Source organism: Sphingomonas sp. GW821-FHT10F11 (genome assembly GCF_058809095.1).
This window is the reverse complement of record NZ_JBXASH010000004.1, coordinates 297693-315565: the sequence shown is the minus strand read 5'-3', so window position 1 is coordinate 315565 and position 17873 is coordinate 297693. Positions and strand designations below refer to the sequence as shown.

18 protein-coding genes are annotated in these 17873 nt (G+C 65.8%); 9 read left to right on the top strand and 9 right to left on the bottom strand.

Annotated elements, in window-relative coordinates:
• Positions 1–6 precede the first annotated feature (6 nt).
• The gene (locus AC1RT8_RS14760; RefSeq protein ID WP_493076408.1) at positions 7–699 is read right to left on the bottom strand and encodes a glycoside hydrolase family 19 protein; all 693 of its coding nucleotides are present in this window, start codon (positions 697–699) and stop codon (positions 7–9) included.
• Positions 700–825: 126 nt separating this feature from the next.
• On the opposite strand from AC1RT8_RS14760, the gene AC1RT8_RS14755 reads away from it, so the two are divergent.
• On the top strand, positions 826–1458 hold the full coding sequence (locus AC1RT8_RS14755) for a 2'-5' RNA ligase family protein (protein WP_493076407.1): 633 nt from the start codon (positions 826–828) through the stop codon (positions 1456–1458).
• On the opposite strand, the gene ung is transcribed toward AC1RT8_RS14755, so the two are convergent.
• From ung to AC1RT8_RS14725, 6 genes are all read right to left on the bottom strand, one after another.
• Positions 1348–2049: a uracil-DNA glycosylase gene (gene ung, locus AC1RT8_RS14750; RefSeq protein ID WP_493076406.1), complete on the bottom strand. Its 702-nt coding sequence runs from the start codon at positions 2047–2049 to the stop codon at positions 1348–1350. The genes AC1RT8_RS14755 and ung overlap by 111 nt on opposite strands.
• A 32-nt stretch (positions 2050–2081) precedes the next feature.
• Positions 2082–2765 (bottom strand): endonuclease III domain-containing protein, encoded by a 684-nt coding sequence (locus AC1RT8_RS14745; protein ID WP_493076405.1) that lies wholly within the window; start codon positions 2763–2765, stop codon positions 2082–2084.
• Positions 2766–2823: 58 nt separating this feature from the next.
• Positions 2824–3132: an alkylphosphonate utilization protein gene (locus AC1RT8_RS14740; RefSeq protein ID WP_493076404.1), complete on the bottom strand. Its 309-nt coding sequence runs from the start codon at positions 3130–3132 to the stop codon at positions 2824–2826.
• Positions 3133–3135: 3 nt separating this feature from the next.
• Entirely contained in the window at positions 3136–3264 is a 129-nt protein-coding gene (locus AC1RT8_RS14735; RefSeq protein ID WP_372856315.1) for a hypothetical protein, read from the bottom strand.
• A 506-nt stretch (positions 3265–3770) separates the two neighbouring features.
• Positions 3771–4811 carry a GGDEF domain-containing protein gene (locus tag AC1RT8_RS14730; protein ID WP_493076403.1) on the bottom strand — a complete coding sequence of 347 codons (1041 nt, stop codon included), beginning with the start codon at positions 4809–4811 and terminating at the stop codon, positions 3771–3773.
• Positions 4812–4940: 129 nt separating this feature from the next.
• Positions 4941–6026, bottom strand: coding sequence for a phospholipase A (locus AC1RT8_RS14725; RefSeq protein WP_493076402.1), 1086 nt, complete (start codon positions 6024–6026; stop codon positions 4941–4943).
• Between the two features lie 88 nt (positions 6027–6114).
• Here AC1RT8_RS14725 and hisN point away from each other — a divergent pair, with 88 nt between their 5' ends.
• Positions 6115–6897, top strand: coding sequence for a histidinol-phosphatase (gene hisN / locus AC1RT8_RS14720; RefSeq protein WP_493076401.1), 783 nt, complete (start codon positions 6115–6117; stop codon positions 6895–6897).
• Between the two features lie 9 nt (positions 6898–6906).
• On the opposite strand, the gene AC1RT8_RS14715 is transcribed toward hisN, so the two are convergent.
• Positions 6907–9084 (bottom strand): AsmA family protein, encoded by a 2178-nt coding sequence (locus AC1RT8_RS14715; RefSeq protein WP_493076400.1) that lies wholly within the window; start codon positions 9082–9084, stop codon positions 6907–6909.
• Positions 9085–9241: 157 nt separating this feature from the next.
• Here AC1RT8_RS14715 and rpmI point away from each other — a divergent pair, with 157 nt between their 5' ends.
• The 7 genes from rpmI to AC1RT8_RS14680 all read left to right on the top strand — a co-directional run bounded on the left by rpmI (position 9242) and on the right by AC1RT8_RS14680 (position 16437).
• Positions 9242–9445: a 50S ribosomal protein L35 gene (gene rpmI / locus AC1RT8_RS14710; RefSeq protein WP_272623764.1), complete on the top strand. Its 204-nt coding sequence runs from the start codon at positions 9242–9244 to the stop codon at positions 9443–9445.
• A gap of 17 nt (positions 9446–9462) precedes the next feature.
• Entirely contained in the window at positions 9463–9828 is a 366-nt protein-coding gene (rplT, locus tag AC1RT8_RS14705) for a 50S ribosomal protein L20 (protein WP_493076399.1), read from the top strand.
• Between the two features lie 72 nt (positions 9829–9900).
• Positions 9901–10392: a GNAT family N-acetyltransferase gene (locus AC1RT8_RS14700; RefSeq protein WP_493076398.1), complete on the top strand. Its 492-nt coding sequence runs from the start codon at positions 9901–9903 to the stop codon at positions 10390–10392.
• Complete coding sequence (pheS, locus tag AC1RT8_RS14695) at positions 10389–11471, top strand: phenylalanine--tRNA ligase subunit alpha (protein ID WP_493076397.1); 1083 nt, start codon at positions 10389–10391, stop codon at positions 11469–11471. Before AC1RT8_RS14700 ends, pheS begins: the two co-directional genes overlap by 4 nt.
• Entirely contained in the window at positions 11468–13843 is a 2376-nt protein-coding gene (gene pheT / locus AC1RT8_RS14690; RefSeq protein WP_493076396.1) for a phenylalanine--tRNA ligase subunit beta, read from the top strand. Before pheS ends, pheT begins: the two co-directional genes overlap by 4 nt.
• A 129-nt stretch (positions 13844–13972) precedes the next feature.
• Positions 13973–14848: an aldose 1-epimerase family protein gene (locus AC1RT8_RS14685; protein ID WP_493076395.1), complete on the top strand. Its 876-nt coding sequence runs from the start codon at positions 13973–13975 to the stop codon at positions 14846–14848.
• 17 nt (positions 14849–14865) lie between these two features.
• A complete protein-coding gene (locus tag AC1RT8_RS14680) occupies positions 14866–16437 on the top strand; it encodes a peptide chain release factor 3 (protein ID WP_493076394.1) in 1572 nt (523 codons plus the stop codon).
• Between the two features lie 155 nt (positions 16438–16592).
• On the opposite strand, the gene AC1RT8_RS14675 is transcribed toward AC1RT8_RS14680, so the two are convergent.
• Entirely contained in the window at positions 16593–17837 is a 1245-nt protein-coding gene (locus AC1RT8_RS14675) for a spinster family MFS transporter (RefSeq protein WP_493076393.1), read from the bottom strand.
• Between the last annotated feature and the right edge of the window lie 36 nt (positions 17838–17873).

The window sequence follows — 17873 nt, the reverse complement described above, 5'->3', positions numbered from 1 at the left end:
CCGCGACTAAAGCAGGACCTTCTTCGCCCGGGCGAGGTGGATTTTCGCGTCATCCAGCCCATTGCTCCCGCCATTGACCAGCTTGCGGACCTTCACCAGGTCATCGGCATCGGCGGCCGTGTTGATCTTGCGCGATGTCCAGAAAAGGCAGGCGAGCCGCACCGACATGCCCGGATCGGCGGCCAGCTCGGGCATGGTCAGCAACGGTATGCCCGTTTCCCCTTCGCGCGCGGTATAGTTGTTCCGCCCGGTGAGCTGGATCAGCCCGCGCCCTCGGAAGGCCCATCCATCGCCGCTCGCGGGCGGGCCGTTGCCCATGCGGTTGCTGTACACCTTCAATGCCAGTGCCTCGGGATTGTTGACATAGCCCTTGGTCGATTTCTCGGTCGGAAAGGTTGTCGGCCACACCGCCATCAACCCGGCGGCAGTGTAGCTCAGATTCTCGACGAGATATTTATACCCCTGAGTCTCGGTCGCGGTCTGGGCGAGGAAATGCGCCAGCCGCAGCTCGGTGACGAGGCCGGTGCCCGTGAAATTGGCGGCGCACCCCGTGCCGATCGCCAGCCCTATGTCGCCCAGCTCGCGCCGCGCCATATAGCTGAACAGAGCCGCATAGCTGTTCTTGCCCAGCCCGCCATCGACCGGCTTGTGATAATATCCGGCATCGGCCAGCCGTTGCTGCAGTCGCTTGACGTCCATCCCCAACCCCCGTCGTTTTGGCATCGTCGCCCTTTGGCGCGCGAAGTCAATTCGCCCGAGACCGCGATTCGACAAAGGCGCCAGGTAGGAACATAATAGGAACATATCTCCAGCGAGTCGCGTGATATGTTCTTCAAACGCTCCGATCGCCTGCTCTTCCTCCTGCGGCCGCCGGCGCCAGTGGCGCGGCATATCGACCAGGAACGTCGGCTTCTCGATCTCGGGAAACCGGTCCCGACCGAATATCTCCATATCACTTTGTGCAAGGTGGATTTCCCGAGCCTGCCGGACTGGGCTGTCCCCCTGATGCGGGCGATCGGCGAGTCGATCGCGGCCCCTTGTTTTCGGATCGTGGTCGATCGCATGACGGGCAGCCCAAAGTCGGTCCTGTTGCGTCCCAGCGAGCGGATCGAGGCGCTGTTCGATCTCCAGGCAAGACTGGCCACGGCGATGGCGCGCGTCGATCGGCTGCGTGGGCACGCCCGTCGATTCAGCCCGCATATCACCCTGGTCTATCGAAAGGGTGATCCATTTGATTGGGAGATCGAACCGATCAGCTGGCGGGCGGAGGAGCTGTTGCTGGTGCACAGCAAGGTAGGTTTGACCGAGCATGTCGTGCTCGATCGTTGGTCGCTGGCTTCCCTATCGTCAGGTCAGGGCCGGCAGCGCCCAATCGATCGGTTTCTGTCCATGGCTTTCGAGAAAGGCATTGGCCTTGGAGAAATGGCGGCAGCCGAAAAAGCCGCTATGCGCCGATAGCGGAGAGGGGTGGGCGGCCTTCAGCACCAGGTGCCGCCCGCCGCGATCCACGCTGTCGACGAACGCGGCCTTTTTCTGGGCGTAGCTGCCCCACAGCTTGAACACGACGGGCTCCGGCTTCGCATTGACCAGGCGGATCACCGCGTCGGTGAACTTCTCCCAACCGCGGTCGCGGTGCGAGGCGGCCATGCCCATCTGTACCGTCAGTACCGAATTGAGCAGCAGCACGCCCTGCTTCGCCCAATGCTCCAGGAAACCATGGCGCGCTGGCTGGATGCCGAGATCGCTCGCCATTTCCTTGTACATGTTGACCAGGCTCGGCGGCGGCCGGACGCCGGGTCGCACCGAGAAGCACAGACCGTGCGCCTGTCCCTCGCCATGATAGGGGTCCTGCCCCAGGATCACGACGCGCACATCCTCCAGCGCGGTCAGGTCGAGCGCGCGGAACCATTCGTTCCCCTTGGGGAAGATGCGCTTCCCCGCAGCCTTCTCCGCAACGAGATAGGATTTGAGCGCCGCCATATAGGGGCTGTCGAACTCGGGCCTGAGCGGTTCGAGCCAGCTCGGATGGAGTTTGACGGCGTCACTCATGGCCCCGGCATGTCCGAACCTGGCGGCGTCTGTCAATTGCCCGCTGAAGGGCAATCGACCGCGAGCGGGCAGGTCGTGCAATCGGGCGCATCGAACCGGCAGAGTCGCTGGCCCAGCCGCTTCATGCCGAAATGCAGCATCAGGAAATCATCCCCGCGCCAGCCCGGCATGGCCGAGGTGACCGCCTCGCTCGCCATGCGCGCATCGGCGCTTGCCGGCACGAAACCCAGGCGGTGGAGCACGCGCAGCACATGGCTGTCGACGATCAGTACGGGGCGTCCGAGCGTGCTGGCATTGAGCGCCGACGCGGCGACCTTGCGCCCGACGCCGGGCAATCGCTCGAGCCAGGCCAGCGCGGCATCGAGTGGAAGGGCAGCGAGAAAGTCCAGGCAGAAGTCAGGCTGCTCTCGACGGATTTGGCGTAACGCCGCGACCAGCCATTCCGCTTTGGCGCGAGCGAAGGTGACGTCGGCTATCGCCGCTTCGACTGCCCATGGTTCGGCCGCGGCGATTTCGCCGGCCGATCCGAAGCGGGCGCCCAGCCGGTGATAGGCGGCAAGCGATACGGCATCGCGCGTGCGGCCGCTGATCAGCGACTTGACGAGCTGCCCGATCGGCTTGCGTCGCGTCGTCAGGTCGATGCCGTGCAGCAAGGGCGCGAGCAGGGCGCGCCATCGCGCAATGTCGCCGGCCAGGAAATCGAAACTCCGCTGCATGGCGGGAATATAGAACAAACTGAGAACAAAGGAAAGATCGCTGTGTGCGGCCACAATGCTAGCGTTTGCGCACGAACTCCGCGCGCAAGACTAGGCCCTTGATGCCCTCGTACCGGCAATCGATCTCCTGACTGTCGCCGGTCAGCCGAATCGACTTGATCAAGGTGCCGCGCTTGAGCGTCTGGCCGGCACCCTTGACGGTCAGGTCCTTGATCAGCGTCACCTGGTCGCCATCGGCGAGCAGATTGCCCACCGAATCGCGGACCTCGACCGTGTCCGCACCATGCGCTTTAGCCTGCGCATCGGCCGCGCTGATCCATTCGCCGCTGGCTTCGTCATAGACGAAGTCGTCGTCGTCACCGGCCATGGGTCAGCTCTTGATCGTGGTCATTTCCACAGCCTTGCCCTTGCTCGAAGGGTTCGACGCGTTCGCCTTGGGGGCCTTTTCCGCCTTGGGCTTGCGGACTTCCTTGTTCGATTTTTTCTGGCTCTTGGCCATGGCGGCGGTTCCTTCGCGGGCGGATGCCCTTGGGAACGCTACACGCTTCGCGCCCGCTACGCCCGCATTATCGCTGCGGGCGGCGGGGCGGGGTCCTCAGCCGATCGCGCCGACGGCGGCGTACTGGCCGAGGATGATGAGGGCGGTCGTCGCGAAGGACGCGAAGCCGATAACGAAGGAGCGAGTCATTGTAGGATCTTTCTGGGGTCTGCGTCCCGGTTCAGACGACCGGGACGACGGGAACGGCTGCGCTGACCATCAGCGCGGTGAACAGCAGCGCACCGAAGAACGAGAGCGCGAGGTTCTGGACATTGTGAAAACGTACCGACATTGTTTCATTCCCTGATCTTGGCGATCCGGACCACCCGGCCGCCGATGCCAGGGTGATTGCAGAGAGCGTGCCAAACTCGCAACACATTGAAATTGCTTGATCTGTACGATCAGGCATCGAGTTAATGGCAAAAATGACGGGAAAGACTTGGGATTTTACGCCATTATTTGGCGCGTTAGTTGTGAGCCGTCTGCACCTGGTTCCGGCCGGCATGCTTCGCGGCATAGAGGAGGCGATCGGCACGGGCGAAGGCAGTGCCCAACACTTCCTCGCACGATGCTTCGGTAAGGCCTGCGGAGAAGGTGACGGCGCCCAGCGGCTCGTCCGATTCGCGCAGCCGGTATCTCTTGGCCGCGACCGAGCCACGGGCTTCCTCGAGCGTTGCCCGGGCGACCTGAAGGCCGACGCCGGTGAACAGCACCGCGAATTCCTCGCCGCCATAGCGCGCGACGAGATGGCCGTCGCATGCCTTGATCAGCGCTTCGCCGATCGCCTTGAGCACGCGGTCGCCCACGGCATGACCGAAGCGGTCGTTGACCATCTTGAAGTGATCGACGTCGCACACCGCGACGCACAGCCGCGCGCCGGTGGCCGCCTGTTCGGCATAGGCTTCCTCGAAGGCGCGCCGGTTGGGCAAGTCGGTCAGCGGGTCGCGCCGCGCATTGTCGCGCGCTTCCTCCAGCTTGGCGCGCAACTCGGTCGCCTCGTGAGTCGCCTCTTCCAGCTTGGTCTCGGCGTTGCGCACGCGGCCGAGCATCACGCCGGTCAGGCGCACCACTTCGTCCACGCCGACCGTATCGCGCGATTCGCGGATCGCATCGGCGCTCGCGGCGAGGTCACGCCCGAAATCCTGCGTCTCGGCCCGGATCGCGTGCATCATGTCGGTAAAGCCGTCGACCTGCATCTGGGTCCGCGCGACCAGGCCGTCGGCCTTCTTCGCGGCATTCTCGGGCGTTGCGACGACAGCCAGGGTCCCGATCTCGCCGCCAAGCGCTTCGATATCGCGGCTCGACAGGCGGATGCCACCATCGGTGAGCGACGCGACCGCTTGGGCCAGTGGGCCCGCCTCGTCGCTGCATACCCGATAGGCAAAGGCGTAATGGCGCGGATCGGGGCTCAGCCGGTGCTCGGCCAGGAAACGGCCGATGCGGTCGAACAGCCGGGCGCTATTGTCCTCCACCATCGCCAACCGTGCCGCGCCTGTACCCGCCCTCACGATGAGTCCGCCTCCCCGAGTCGACGCACCAGCGCATCGAGCTCAATCCACGGCGGCGAGGGATAGAGCGGAACTGCTAATATCCGGTGACCGCAGCATTCAGATAGGCCAGCAATGCTGTAGTTTTACTTAGCGGGTGAAAGCGATGCCGATCCGGGCGTGCGTATCGCGCCGATTATAGTCGGTCAGCGCCTCGCCATAGCCGGTAAAAGCCTGACCGAAGAGGTAGATATGCGGCAAATCGTCCGAAATGGAGGCAAGTGGATACGAAAGATATGCTTCGGCCGCTCCTTTGCCGGTACCCGGATTGCCGCGGCCCGTCACCGAGAGCTTGATGCCGTCTTTCTGCCCGACAGATGCGGTGAGCGCGCTATAACCCCAATAACGGTCGAGATCGGGCGCGGCGCCCTGATGCCCGACATAGAACCACGCCTGGGGCACCACCTGCAGGGTCCAGCCATCGCCCAGGCGGAAATCCTTGGCGGCGCGAACGAAGAGGCGATTGACGTCGATCGAGCCGCCCACGCCCAGCCCGTTCGAATCGTGGCGATAGCCCGCACCCAGCGTCGTCGTCGGGTCGATCGGCACGTCGACATAGACTTCCGGGCTGTAATTGGTCGCGCGGAACGGGCCGGAGGGTTGGCCGAGCGCCCAGAACATCGTGTGGGTATAGGCGAAGTTGAGATTGGGTCCGTCCTCCCGGCCCAGCGCACGGAAGGCGAAGCTGAATTGCAGCTTGGCGCCGGCATCGCCCGTTCCCGCCACGCCGTAAATGGGTTCGTGCGGGCGGAAACGATCCAGGAAGCCGCTCGACGATCCCGACGAGTCGGTGATGACCTGTTCGGCTGCCGCGACCTGGGCCGGGGGCGACGCGGGCGGCGGCGTTTCCGTGGCCTGGGCGGTCTCGACCGGTCGGGCCGGCGCGGCGGCGGCAAGCCGATAATGCAGCTTGGCGAAGGTCCCCGGTTGAACGGTCAGCACTGCGTCGGGCGTGATGATCAGCCGCAACCGCGATCCGTCCCTAGCCACGGTCTCGATCTCGGCCGGGCCTTCGGCGGGCACTGCTGCCGTGCCTTCGTTGAGCAGGAACACCTCGACGCCTTGCCGCGCGGCCTCGGCCGAGGCGACCGGCTCGACCAGGGGGCGGAGCTGTGCGGCAGCGGGGGTGGCGAGGAGCAGCGTCGTCGCGGCGGCGGGGATCGTCAGGATGCGCATCGGCAAAGTGTTGCCAGCCGTTTGTTACGGATGCGAGTCCGAACTGATCGGGCTGGCGCGTGACGGGCCGCCCCGCTAGTCGGTGCCCATGCGAGTCACCGATGCAGAGATCGCCTTCGCCGAAACCCTGGCCGGCCTCGCCGGGGAGGCGATCCGGCCCTATTTCCGCAACAGCCATGGGCTGGAGGCGAAGGAAGACGCCTCGCCCGTCACCCTCGCCGATCGCGCCGCCGAGGCGGCGATGCGCGCGGCGATCGAGGCACGCTTCCCCGACGATGCGATCATCGGCGAGGAATATGGCGTGCGCGAAGGGACCAGCGGTCGCGCCTGGGTGCTCGATCCGATCGACGGCACGCGCGCCTTCATCTCGGGTCGCCCGATCTTCGGCACCCTGATCGCGCTGGTCGCCGATGGCTGGCCGGTGCTCGGCGTGATCGACCAGCCGATCCTGCGCGAGCGCTGGCTCGGGGTGATCGGCCGCCCGACCCTGTTCAACGGCAAGCCCGCCGCGACGCGCAGCTGCCCCGAACTGTCGAAGGCCTTGCTAGCCACTACGTCGCCCGCCCTGTTCGGCGACGATCAGCTCCACGCCTTCGAGCATCTCGATGCCGCGGTGATGAGCACGGTGCTGGGCGGCGACTGCTATAATTATGCCTGCCTCGCCTCGGGCTGGCTCGATATCGTCGTCGAGGACGGGCTGAAGCTGCACGATTTCGCGGCTTTGGTCCCCGTGGTGGAGGGCGCCGGCGGCCGGATGTGCGATTGGGCGGGCGATCCGCTCACTGCCGACAGCATTGGTGAAGTGGTCGCTGCGGGCGATCCCGCCCGGATCGAGGATATCCTGGAAGCGCTCGCCTGCCGGGGGCACTGAACGACCGGGTCAGAAGGCTCCCAGGAATTTCTTGCGCTGCTCCTTGCGCTCGCCCGACGTCTTCTTGCCGTCCTCAGCCTTGGCCGTCGTGCCGTGTCCGACATCGTCACGCGGCTCGCCCTTGGTGGTGCGTTGCGCTCGGGCGGTCGCGCCCGACAGCACCGGTCCGCACGCCGCGCTCTTCGCGTCGCCGACATCGACAAAGGCGAGGATGCCCGCGATCGGGCTCGCCACCAGCGTCAGGCCAAGCCCGGCACCCGCCCTGGTGAGCAATTGCGGGCTGATCACATCGATCGCAGGCTTGGCGAAATAGCCGTTCAGCCCGACCGGCGACTGGCCCGAGATCAGGCTGAACTTCTTGCCGTCGGCCCGCAGGGCCAGGTCGAGCGATTCGTTGCGGAAGCTGAAGCCGCCACGCCCCAGGATCACATTCTTCTTCGTGTCGATCAGGATCGGGTCCGCCGCCGCAATGCCGCGCCGCACGGTAAAGGCGATCAGCCCGCAATTGATCTGCACCGGCTCCTTCAATTCCCCCTCGAACATCTTCTGCACGAAGGTGCCGATATCCAGTTCGGACAGCTGCACGTTGCGCGTCCAGAAGCTGCCGGCCGGAATGATGATCGCGATCCGCCCGCTCGAGGTCGACAGCGATTCATGCACGGTATCGCCGTCGCCGGTCAGCTGGATCCGCGCCTTCACCGTACCGCTCGTGCCGGCTTCGTCGACGCCGTACCCGGCCAGCAGCACGCCCATCGGCGTCGGCGACAGGCGGATGTCGTAATCGGTATGCACCACCGGCTGGCGCGCATTGATCCTGATGTCCGACGACACATGGCCCCGCGCCATGTCGAAGGTCAGCGGCGACAGCGTGATCAGGCTGTTGTCGAGCCCGAGCGTCAGGTCGATGTTCGACACCGGCACGCTGCGCGCCCGCAGCGCACGCACCTTGTACTGAACGGCCGCATCGAAATTGCGCAACGCCTCGACGCGCAGGGTAGCGTTGGGCAGCAGCCGCGGCGCGCCGCCGACCTGCGTGATCACGCCCGCCTTGCCCCGTGCTGCGACCTCGTCCGGATTATAGCCGATGAACGGCGCCACATCGACGATATCCAGCGTTCGGGTCGCCAGAGTCGCGGTGATCTTCAGCCGCGGCTCGAGCATCGCCACGGTCAGCTTGCCGCCGATATCGCTGTCGCCGAAATGGCCCTTCAGCCCCGTGAAGCGATAGTCGTCGCCGACCTTGGTCAGCGCCGAATCGAGCCGATAGGACCGCGTCTCGGGCACCGCCACGCCGATGATGCTGAACAGATCGGCGATGTTGGTGCCCCGCGCGGTGACCTTCAGGTTCGCCCCCTCGATGCGCGTCGGCGCGTCGAGCGTGCCCGAAACATCGATCGCCGTCCGCGCCGCCTTGATGTGCATTTCGAGCTGGTTCTTGCCGTTGGTCACGGTGGCGTTCGGGGTCAGCATCGCGCCATACAGCGTGAAGGGCGTCGTCCGCTCCATGCCCTTGCCGGTGAACTGGATCGTGTTCTCGAACCGCGTGTCGCTTGCCTTGATCGTCTGGAAGGCGAGATCGACCGATAACTGCAGCCTCGGATCGACATAGCGCAAGGTCGTCCCCGAGACGGTCGCCCGCCGGATCAGCGGCATCTCGAAGGGTTTCCCCTTGCCCTCGCTGAACGTCCAGGTGTTGCTCTTGCGGTCCTTGCTCCATTCCAGGTCGATCGCGCCGTCGAGCATGTCGAGCCACCGGATCCGGCGATTGCCGAAGATCAGCGGGAAGGTGGCGATCCGCGTATCGATTCTTTTCGCCTCGAACAGATTCGGTTTCGACGCCCAGGACGGGTTGGAGATCGTCATCCCCTCGGCGACGAAATGAATGTTGATCGGATCGAAATAAAGCTGGAAGTCGCCCGGCACCTTCACCACGCGGTGCGTCATCGCCGCGACGGTCCGCTCGAACGGATGCTTCAGGAAGCGGCCCTTGGTGATGTACAGGATCAGCCAGGCAAGGAAGATCGTGCCGATAATGCCCAGCACCACGTTGCGCGCGATTCGCCATGGCTTCGACAGCCGGCGCCCGGTACTTGGCGTCTCCGTCGCCGATTCGGCGCCGACGGGCTGCTCTTCTGCCGGATCGGCGGCCTTTTCTTGCGGAGGAACGGTTTTAGGCGGAAGATCCATCCCACCCCAACCGTTCGCACACACGGCAAGTTCCAAATGGTTGCATTCCGCGGGGCTTGCCGCTATGCGCCCGCCTTTCCGCGAGTAAGAGGAACTGCCCGGCCGGTATGGGCTGCCGTGGCCGTTCATAGATCGTCGCGAATATGAGGAGACGAAAATGCCCAAACTCAAGACGAAGAGCGGCGTGAAGAAGCGCTTCACGCTCACTGCCACCGGAAAGCTGAAGCACGGCGTCGCCGGCAAGCGCCACCGCCTGATCAGCCACAACGGCAAATATATCCGCCAGAACCGCGGCACCTCGGTCCTGTCCAAGGCAGACACCGCAACCGTGAAGGCCTGGGCGCCTTACGGTCTGAGCTGAACTGGAGGATATAGAGAATGGCACGCGTAAAACGGGGTGTAACCACCCGCGCAAAGCATAACCGGATCCTCGATCAGGCGAAGGGCTATTACGGCCGTCGCAAGAACACGATCCGCATCGCCCGTCAGGCCGTCGAAAAGGCCGGCCAGTACGCCTATCGTGACCGCAAGGTGAAGAAGCGCTCGTTCCGGGCGCTCTGGATCCAGCGCATCAACGCGGCCGTCCGCGTCGAGGGCCTCACCTATGGCACCTTCATGCACGGCCTGAAGCTCGCCGGCGTCGAACTCGACCGGAAGGTCCTGGCCGACATCGCGATGCACGAATGTGCGGCGTTTAGCGCCATCATCGCGCAGGCGAAGGCGGCTCTGCCCCAGGCCGCCTGAGCGACCTGTAGCGACCGAAATTCGGGGCGCGGGTGGTTTTCCACCCGCGCCCTTTTCGTTGGAATCGACTCGATGATCACGCTGCACGCCATGACTGACCGCGACTATGCCTGGCTGCTGGGCGAGCAATCGCGCGCCGACGGCCTGGTCCAGTGCGAGGGCGGCATCGCCCCGCCCGAGGTCAGCGCGATGCTCCGCGGCGTCACGGCGCAGGTCGCGGCGACCACCGACAAGCCGACTGCCTGGCTGATCGCCGAAGGCGACATGGTGGTCGGCATGACCAGCTTCACCAAGCGCGACGAGAACGGCCTTTACGAGATCGGCTACGGCATCGCCCCGGCGCATGAAGGCCGCGGCGTGATGACGCGGGCGCTTGCCGCCCTGCTGCCGATCGTTGCGGCTGATGGACATCCCGGCTTGACCGCCGGGACCAGCGTGGACAATCCGGGCTCGCAGCGCGTGCTCGAAAAAAACGGTTTCGTCCGGACGGGCACGCGCGACGATCCGGAGGACGGCGCGCTCATTCTCTGGGCGATCGACCTTGATATGAAGAGGGCTGCATGACCGATCTCGACCAGATGCGTGACAATCTGCTCGCCGCCGTGGAGGCTTCGGGCGGGCTCGACGCGCTCGATACGGTGCGCGTGGGCGCGCTGGGCAAGCAGGGCACGATCACTGGCCTGCTCAAGACGCTGGGCGGCATGTCGCCCGAGCAGCGCCTCGTCGAAGGCCCGCGCATCCAGGGCCTGCGCGAAGCCGTGACCGCGGCGATCGCCGAGAAGAAGGCAGCGCTCGACCGCGCCGATCTCGACGCGCGCCTCGCCCGCGAGACGCTCGACATGACGCTCCCCGCCGACGGCGTCGGTATGGGCAGCGTTCACCCGGTCAGCCAGGTGATGGACGAGCTGGCGGAGATCTTCGCCGATCTCGGCTTCGCGGTCGCCACCGGCCCGGAGATCGAGGACGACTGGTATAATTTCACCGCGCTCAACATCCCGGAGACTCATCCGGCGCGTGCGATGCACGATACGTTCTATTTTCCCGAAGGCGAGGGCGAGCGGAAGATGCTCCTGCGCACGCACACGTCCCCGGTGCAGATCCGCGCGATGCAGGCGGCGGGCGGCAACAAGCCGATCCGCATCATCGCGCCCGGCCGCACCTATCGCTCGGACAGCGACGCCACCCACACCCCGATGTTCCATCAGGTGGAGGGGCTGGTGATCGACAAGGGCATCACGCTCGGCCATCTCAAATGGACCTTGGAGACCTTCCTCAAGGCGTTCTTCGAGCGCGACGATATCGTCCTGCGCCTGCGCCCCAGCTATTTCCCCTTCACCGAGCCGTCGGCCGAGGTCGATGTCGGCTTCAGCCTGGTCAATGGCAAGCGCGTGATCGGCGGGTCGGATGGCTGGATGGAAGTGCTCGGCAGCGGCATGGTCCACCGCACGGTGATCGAGGCCGGCGGTTACGATCCCGACGAGTGGCAGGGTTTCGCGTTCGGCTGCGGCATCGATCGTCTGGCGATGCTCAAATATGGCATGGACGATCTGCGCGCGTTCTTCGACGGCGATATCCGCTGGTTGAAACATTATGGATTCGCGGCACTCGACGTGCCCACTCTGTCCGGGGGAGTCGGGGCATGAAGTTCACCCTGAGCTGGCTCCAGGAACATCTGGAAACCACCACCGGTCTCGATACGATCGTCGAGGCGCTGACGCGTGTCGGCCTCGAGGTCGAGGGTGTCGAGAATCCGGGCGAGAAGCTTTCCGCCTTCAAGGTGGCGAAGGTGCTGACCGCTGCCCCGCACCCCCAGGCCGACAAGCTCCAGGTGCTGACGGTCGACGCGGGCGAGGGCCCGCTTCAGGTCGTGTGCGGTGCGCCCAACGCCCGCGCCGGGCTGGTCGGCGTGTTCGGCCTGCCGGGTGCGGTCGTGCCGTCGAACGGCATGGTGCTGAAGGTCGCGGCGATTCGCGGCGTCGAATCGAACGGCATGATGTGCTCGACGCGCGAGCTCGAGCTCGGCGAGGATCATGACGGCATCATCGAACTGCCCGCGGACGCGCCGATCGGCACATCTTTTCCGGACTATGCCGGCCTCAACGATCCGGTGATCGACGTCGCCATCACGCCCAACCGCCAGGATTGCATGGGCGTGCGCGGCATCGCGCGCGATCTCGCCGCCGCCGGCCTCGGCACGCTCAAGCCGCTGAAGGTCGATCCGGTGGCGGGCGAGGGCCCCGGCCCGGACGTGCGCACGGACGACACCGATGGCTGCCCGGCCTTTTACGGCCAGTCGGTTGCCGGCGTCACCAATGGCGAAGCGCCGGACTGGATGCGCCGCCGTCTCACCGCGATCGGGCAGAAGCCGATCTCGGCTCTGGTCGACATCACCAATTATGTGATGATCGATCTCGGCCGCCCGCTGCACGTCTATGACCGCGCCAAGCTCTCGGGCGGCCTGGTCGCGCGCCGGGCCAGGGCGGGTGAGACCGTGCTCGCGCTCAACGGCAAGACGTACACGCTCGAAGAGACCATGACGGTCATCGCCGATAACGCCCATGTCCATGACATCGGCGGCATCATGGGCGGCGAGGAATCGGGTGTGTCGGCGGAAACGACTGACGTGCTGATCGAATGCGCCTATTTCGATCCCGACCATATCGCCCGCACCGGCCAGAAGCTCGGGCTCACCAGCGACGCCCGCGCCCGGTTCGAGCGCGGCGTCGATCCCGCGTTCCTCGAAGACGGCCTGGCGATCGCCGCGCGGCTCGTGACGGATATCTGCGGCGGCACGGCCAGCGGCGTGACGCGCGCCGGCACCCCGCCGGTGACGCCTCGGGTCATTGCCTATGACACCAACCGCGCCGAGACGCTGGGTGGCCTCGCCATCGCACCCGACCGGCAAAAGGCGATCCTCCAGAGCCTCGGCTTCGCGGTCGATGCCGGCTGGAATGTAACGGTGCCGAGCTGGCGCCGCGACGTGGACGGCTCGGCCGATCTGGTCGAGGAAGTCATCCGCATCGAAGGCATCGACAAGGTGCCGCCGGTCCCGCTCGATCGCATCCCCGGTGTCGCCACCCCGACGGCTACGCCCGACCAGAAGCTCGAACGCCGTGCCCGCCGCGCCGCCGCCGCGCGCGGCCTCAACGAGGCAGTGACGTGGAGCTTCCTGTCCGAAGCCGAAGCCGCGCCCTTCGGCGGCGGCGCGTGGAGCCTCGCCAACCCGATCAGCGAAGACCTCAAGGTCATGCGTCCGTCGCTCCTCCCCGGCCTGCTCGCCGCGGCCGAGCGCAACCTGAAGCGCGGCGCGCAGAGCGTGCGCCTGTTCGAGATTGGCCGCCGCTATCTCGCTGACAAGGAACGCCCGACGCTCGGCGTCGTCCTGGCCGGCGAAGGCCGCGCACGCGGCTGGCAGCAGGGCAAGGCGGCGCCGTTCGACGCCTTCGATGCCAAGGCGGAGGCGCTCGCGCTGCTCGCCGCGGCCGGCGCTCCGGTCGAGAATCTCCAGGTCATGGGGCCAATAGAGGGAGGGGCGGGCGATGCCTGGCATCCCGGCCAGTCGGGCACCTTGCGTCTCGGCCCGAAAACGGTGCTTGCCGCCTTCGGTATGGTCCACCCGCTCACCGCCCGCGCCTTCGATCTCGACGGCCCGGTCGCTGCGGTGGAACTCTATCTCGATGCGATCCCCGGCAAGCGTTCGGTCGGCTTCATGCGCCCGGCCTATGCGCCCCCGGCGTTGCAGGTCGTGCGCCGCGACTTCGCTTTCCTCGTGCCGGTCGACCTCGGCGCCGATTCGCTGCTCCGTGCGGTGAAGGGCGCGGACAAGGCGGCAATTGCCGGCGTGCGCCTGTTCGACGTCTTCACCGGTGCCGGCGTCGACGAAGGCCAGAAGAGCCTGGCGCTCGAAGTCACGCTCCAGCCCGGCGAGAAGAGCTTCACGGACGAAGAACTGAAGGCAGTCGCCGACAAGGTCGTGGCGGCGGCGGCGAAGCTGGGTGCGAGTCTGCGGGGTTAGCAACCCATCACCGTCACTCCGGGCTTGTCCCGGAGTCCACCGTTCCGCAAACTCAGGCTTGAAGAGTGTGCGGGACGGTGGATGCCGGAACAAGTCCGGCATGACGGTGGTGTGAATCGGGAGATGTAGGTGACCGACCTGATCGAAATCGCTTCCTCGGGCCTCTCCGCCGCGATCAACCCGTTCGGCGCCGAACTCACCCATCTCCGCGACGCCGACGGTCGCGCGTTGATGACCGACGCCGATCCAGCCTTCTGGACCGGCCACGCGCCGATCCTCTTCCCGATCGTCGGCCGCCTGAATGGCGATACGCTCCATATCGACGGCACCGACTATCCCATGAAGCAACACGGCTTCGCCCGCCGCATGCCCTTCACGGTGACGGCGCAGGAACCGGACCGCGCCGTCTTCCGCCTCACCGACAGCGAAGAAACACGTGCCGCCTATCCCTTCGCCTTCGCGCTCGATCTCGCCTTCCACATCCAGGGAGCAACGCTCCAGATCGAGGCGCGGATCGAAAATCGCGGCGCCACCGCCATGCCCGCCAGCTTCGGCTGGCACCCGGCCTTTGCCTGGCCCTTGCCCTTTGGCGCGGTGCGCGAAGACCACCGTATCGAGTTCAACAACGAGGAGCCGGATCCGCTCAAACAGATCGTCCCCGGCGGTCTGATCGGCGCCACGTCGCGCCCGTCGCCGCTCGACGGCCGCACCCTGCATCTGCGCGACGATCTCTTCACGAACGATGCGCTGATCTGGGACCCGGTCCGTTCGAGCCGGGTCACCTATGGCGCGCCGAAGGGTCGGCAGCTCGACATCGCTTTTCCCGACACGACGAAGCTCGGCATCTGGACCAGGCCCGGCGCCCACTTCATCTGCATTGAGCCGTGGCATGGTATCGCCGACCCCGCAGGCTATACCGGCGAGTTCCGTGACAAACCCGGTGTGTTCGAGATCGCACCCGGCGGCAGCTGGACCTGCGCACTGGACGTGACGTTGCGCCCCTGAACCGCTACGGGCGCCCCATGACTGGAATTTCCGACCGCCGCACCTTCGCGATCATCTCCCATCCCGACGCGGGCAAGACGACGCTTACCGAAAAGCTGCTCTATTTCGGCGGCGCGATTCATCTCGCCGGCGAAGTGAAGGCGCGCGGGGCAAACCGGCGCGCCCGGTCCGACTGGATGAAGATCGAGCAGCAGCGCGGCATCTCGGTCACCTCCTCGGTGATGACCTTCGAGAAGGACGGGCTCACCTTCAACCTGCTCGACACGCCGGGCCATGAGGATTTCTCGGAGGACACCTATCGCACGCTGACCGCGGTCGATTCCGCCGTGATGGTGATCGACGCGGCGCGCGGCATCGAGGCGCAGACCCGCAAACTGTTCGAGGTCTGCCGCCTGCGCTCGGTGCCCATCATTACCTTCGTCAACAAGGTCGACCGCGAAGGCCGCGATCCCTTCGAGCTGCTCGACGAGGTGGCGGATATCCTGCAGCTCGACGTCTGCCCGATGAGCTGGCCGGTCGGCATGGGCAGCGATTTCGAGGGGGTGTACGATCTTTACGCCAACACGCTGAGCCAGCCCGAAGGCCCTTCGCGCGACTATATGGGCAAACCGCTGCACTTCACCGGCCTGGATGATCCGGCACTGGCCAAGGTCCTCTCAGAAGACGGCCTGCAAAAGCTGCGCGACGAAGCCGAACTGGCGCAGGGCGGCTATGCGACCTTCGATGCCGAGGCCTATCGCAACGGCGATCTCACCCCGATCTATTTCGGCTCGGCGCTGAAGGATTTCGGCGTGGCCGAGCTGATCGGTGCGCTGGGTAAGCATGCCCCCGGCCCACGTCCGCAGCCGGCCGAACCCGCGCCGATCGCGCCGGACTATGCCGAGGTCACCGGTTTCGTGTTCAAGGTCCAGGCGAACATGGATCCGCAGCACCGCGATCGTATCGCCTTCATGCGGCTCTGCTCGGGCATTTTCAAACGCGGCATGAAGCTGACGCCGACCGGCCATGGCAAGCCGATCGCGATCCATTCGCCGATCCTGTTCTTCGCGCAGAACCGCGAACTCGCCGATGAGGCGTTCCCGGGCGACATCATCGGCATTCCCAACCACGGCACGCTTCGGGTGGGGGACACGCTCAGCGAAAAGGCGACGATCCGCTTCACTGGCCTGCCCAATTTCGCGCCCGAAATCCTGCGCCGCGTCGCCTTGAAGGACCCGACCAAGACCAAGCAGCTGCGCAAGGCGCTCGACGACATGGCGGAAGAGGGGGTGACTCAGGTCTTCTATCCGGAGATCGGCTCCAACTGGGTCATCGGCGTGGTCGGCCAGCTCCAGCTCGAAGTGCTGCTCTCGCGGCTCGATGCCGAGTACAAGGTCGATGCCGGGCTGGAGATGGCCCCGTTCGACACCGCCCGCTGGGTCTCGGCCGAGAATCCCGCCGACCTCAAGGCGTTCATGGACCTCAACCGCTCCTCCATGGCCAAGGACCGTGACGGCAACCCGGTCTATATGGCGAAGACGGCCTGGGACGTGGGTTACGTCGCCGACCGCTACCCCAAGGTGAAATTCGCCGCGACGCGGGAACGCTAATGCTCCCCTCCCTGAAAGGGAGGGGCAGGGGGTGGGTGCGCGCGTCTGCGCGCCCTCAAAAGAATCGTCTCACCAGGAACCGAAGCGTTGGTCGAGGCATCGAGCCTCGTCCGTCGCTGGCCCACCCCTGACCCCCTCCCTTCCAGGAAAGGGTATCAGTCCACCCAATCCTTCCGCAGCGGCTTCGCCGCCAGCCACATCAGCAGCGCCGCCACCAGATACAGCACCAGCCCGATCAGCATCGAGTAGCGCAGCGCCTCGTCCCCAAGCCGCTTCGTCAGCCCGTCGGACAAAGCCCCCAGCGCAAAGCTCCCCGCGCCAAGCCCGATCAGATTGTTGATGAACAGGAAGCTCGCCGATGCCGTCGCCCGCATATGCGGCGGCACGAGATGCTGGACGGCCGTGATCACCGGCGCCAGCCAGACATAGGCAAGCGCCTGCGGCACCAGGAAGAACAGGAACGCCGCCGTCACCGAGGACGACAGGATGCCCGCCGCGAACAGCGGCACCGCGATGATGAAGGCGATCGCCGGCGCGCGCGCATAGGCCGCCCGGTCCTTCGTCCCGAACTTGTCGCCGATCATGCCGCCCAGCAACACCCCTGGCACGCCGCCGAGCAACAGGATCGCGCCGTAGAAATAGGACACGTCCTGCAATTCGAGATGGAAGCTCCGCTTGAGCAGCGAGGGCAGCCAGAAGGCGAGGCCATAGCCCAGCATCGAGCTGGCCGAGGCCCCAAACGCCAGCAGCCAGAAGCTCGGCTTGCGCGCCAGGATCGCGAACACCCGCCGTACCGGCTCAGTCGCGGCGATGGCCCGGTCCCGCACTGGCTCGCGCACGATCAGCCGGAACAGCGGCGCGATCGCCACGCCCGCCAGCCCGACGACGATGAACGCCGCCCGCCAGTCGACTGTCGTCGCGATATAGCCGCCGAGCAGCACGCCCGCCGCCGATCCCAGCGGAATGCCCAAGGAATAGACCGCCAGCGCCCGCGCCCGGCTCTCGGGCGGGAAGGTATCGGCGATCACGGCATAGGAAGGCGCGACGCCCCCGGCCTCGCCCACGCCGACGCCGAGCCGCGCGCCGAACAATTGCGCGAAATTCCCCGCCCAGCCGCACAAGGCGGTGAATCCGCTCCATACGCCCAGGCTGATCGTGATCGTCCAGGTCCGACTGGTCCGGTCTGCGATCCAGGCCAGCGGGATGGCAAGGGTCGAATAGAGCAGCGCGAAGGCCAGCCCGCCCAGCACGCCGAGCTGCGTGTCGGTCAGGCTGAGATCAGCCTTGATCGCCGGCACCAGGATGCTGAAGATCTGCCGGTCGACGAAGTTGAAGGTGTAGACCAGCAGCAGCATCGCCAGCGCCAGCGCGCGATATCCGCGGGAATCGGTGTCGGTCATCGGTATTCCCTAAGCTCGAAACAAAAAGACCGGACG

Bases quoted from the DNA above. Each gene is read 5' to 3' on its own strand.
- AC1RT8_RS14760 (WP_493076408.1), bottom strand. From the start codon at position 699: ATGGACGTCAAGCGACTGCAGCAACGGCTGGCCGATGCCGGATATTAT.
- AC1RT8_RS14755 (WP_493076407.1), top strand. From the start codon at position 826: ATGTTCTTCAAACGCTCCGATCGCCTGCTCTTCCTCCTGCGGCCGCCG.
- ung (WP_493076406.1), bottom strand. From the start codon at position 2,049: ATGAGTGACGCCGTCAAACTCCATCCGAGCTGGCTCGAACCGCTCAGG.
- AC1RT8_RS14745 (WP_493076405.1), bottom strand. From the start codon at position 2,765: ATGCAGCGGAGTTTCGATTTCCTGGCCGGCGACATTGCGCGATGGCGC.
- AC1RT8_RS14740 (WP_493076404.1), bottom strand. From the start codon at position 3,132: ATGGCCGGTGACGACGACGACTTCGTCTATGACGAAGCCAGCGGCGAA.
- AC1RT8_RS14735 (WP_372856315.1), bottom strand. From the start codon at position 3,264: ATGGCCAAGAGCCAGAAAAAATCGAACAAGGAAGTCCGCAAGCCCAAG.
- AC1RT8_RS14725 (WP_493076402.1), bottom strand. From the start codon at position 6,026: ATGCGCATCCTGACGATCCCCGCCGCCGCGACGACGCTGCTCCTCGCC.
- hisN (WP_493076401.1), top strand. From the start codon at position 6,115: ATGCGAGTCACCGATGCAGAGATCGCCTTCGCCGAAACCCTGGCCGGC.
- AC1RT8_RS14715 (WP_493076400.1), bottom strand. From the start codon at position 9,084: ATGGATCTTCCGCCTAAAACCGTTCCTCCGCAAGAAAAGGCCGCCGAT.
- rpmI (WP_272623764.1), top strand. From the start codon at position 9,242: ATGCCCAAACTCAAGACGAAGAGCGGCGTGAAGAAGCGCTTCACGCTC.
- rplT (WP_493076399.1), top strand. From the start codon at position 9,463: ATGGCACGCGTAAAACGGGGTGTAACCACCCGCGCAAAGCATAACCGG.
- AC1RT8_RS14700 (WP_493076398.1), top strand. From the start codon at position 9,901: ATGATCACGCTGCACGCCATGACTGACCGCGACTATGCCTGGCTGCTG.
- pheS (WP_493076397.1), top strand. From the start codon at position 10,389: ATGACCGATCTCGACCAGATGCGTGACAATCTGCTCGCCGCCGTGGAG.
- pheT (WP_493076396.1), top strand. From the start codon at position 11,468: ATGAAGTTCACCCTGAGCTGGCTCCAGGAACATCTGGAAACCACCACC.
- AC1RT8_RS14680 (WP_493076394.1), top strand. From the start codon at position 14,866: ATGACTGGAATTTCCGACCGCCGCACCTTCGCGATCATCTCCCATCCC.
- AC1RT8_RS14675 (WP_493076393.1), bottom strand. From the start codon at position 17,837: ATGACCGACACCGATTCCCGCGGATATCGCGCGCTGGCGCTGGCGATG.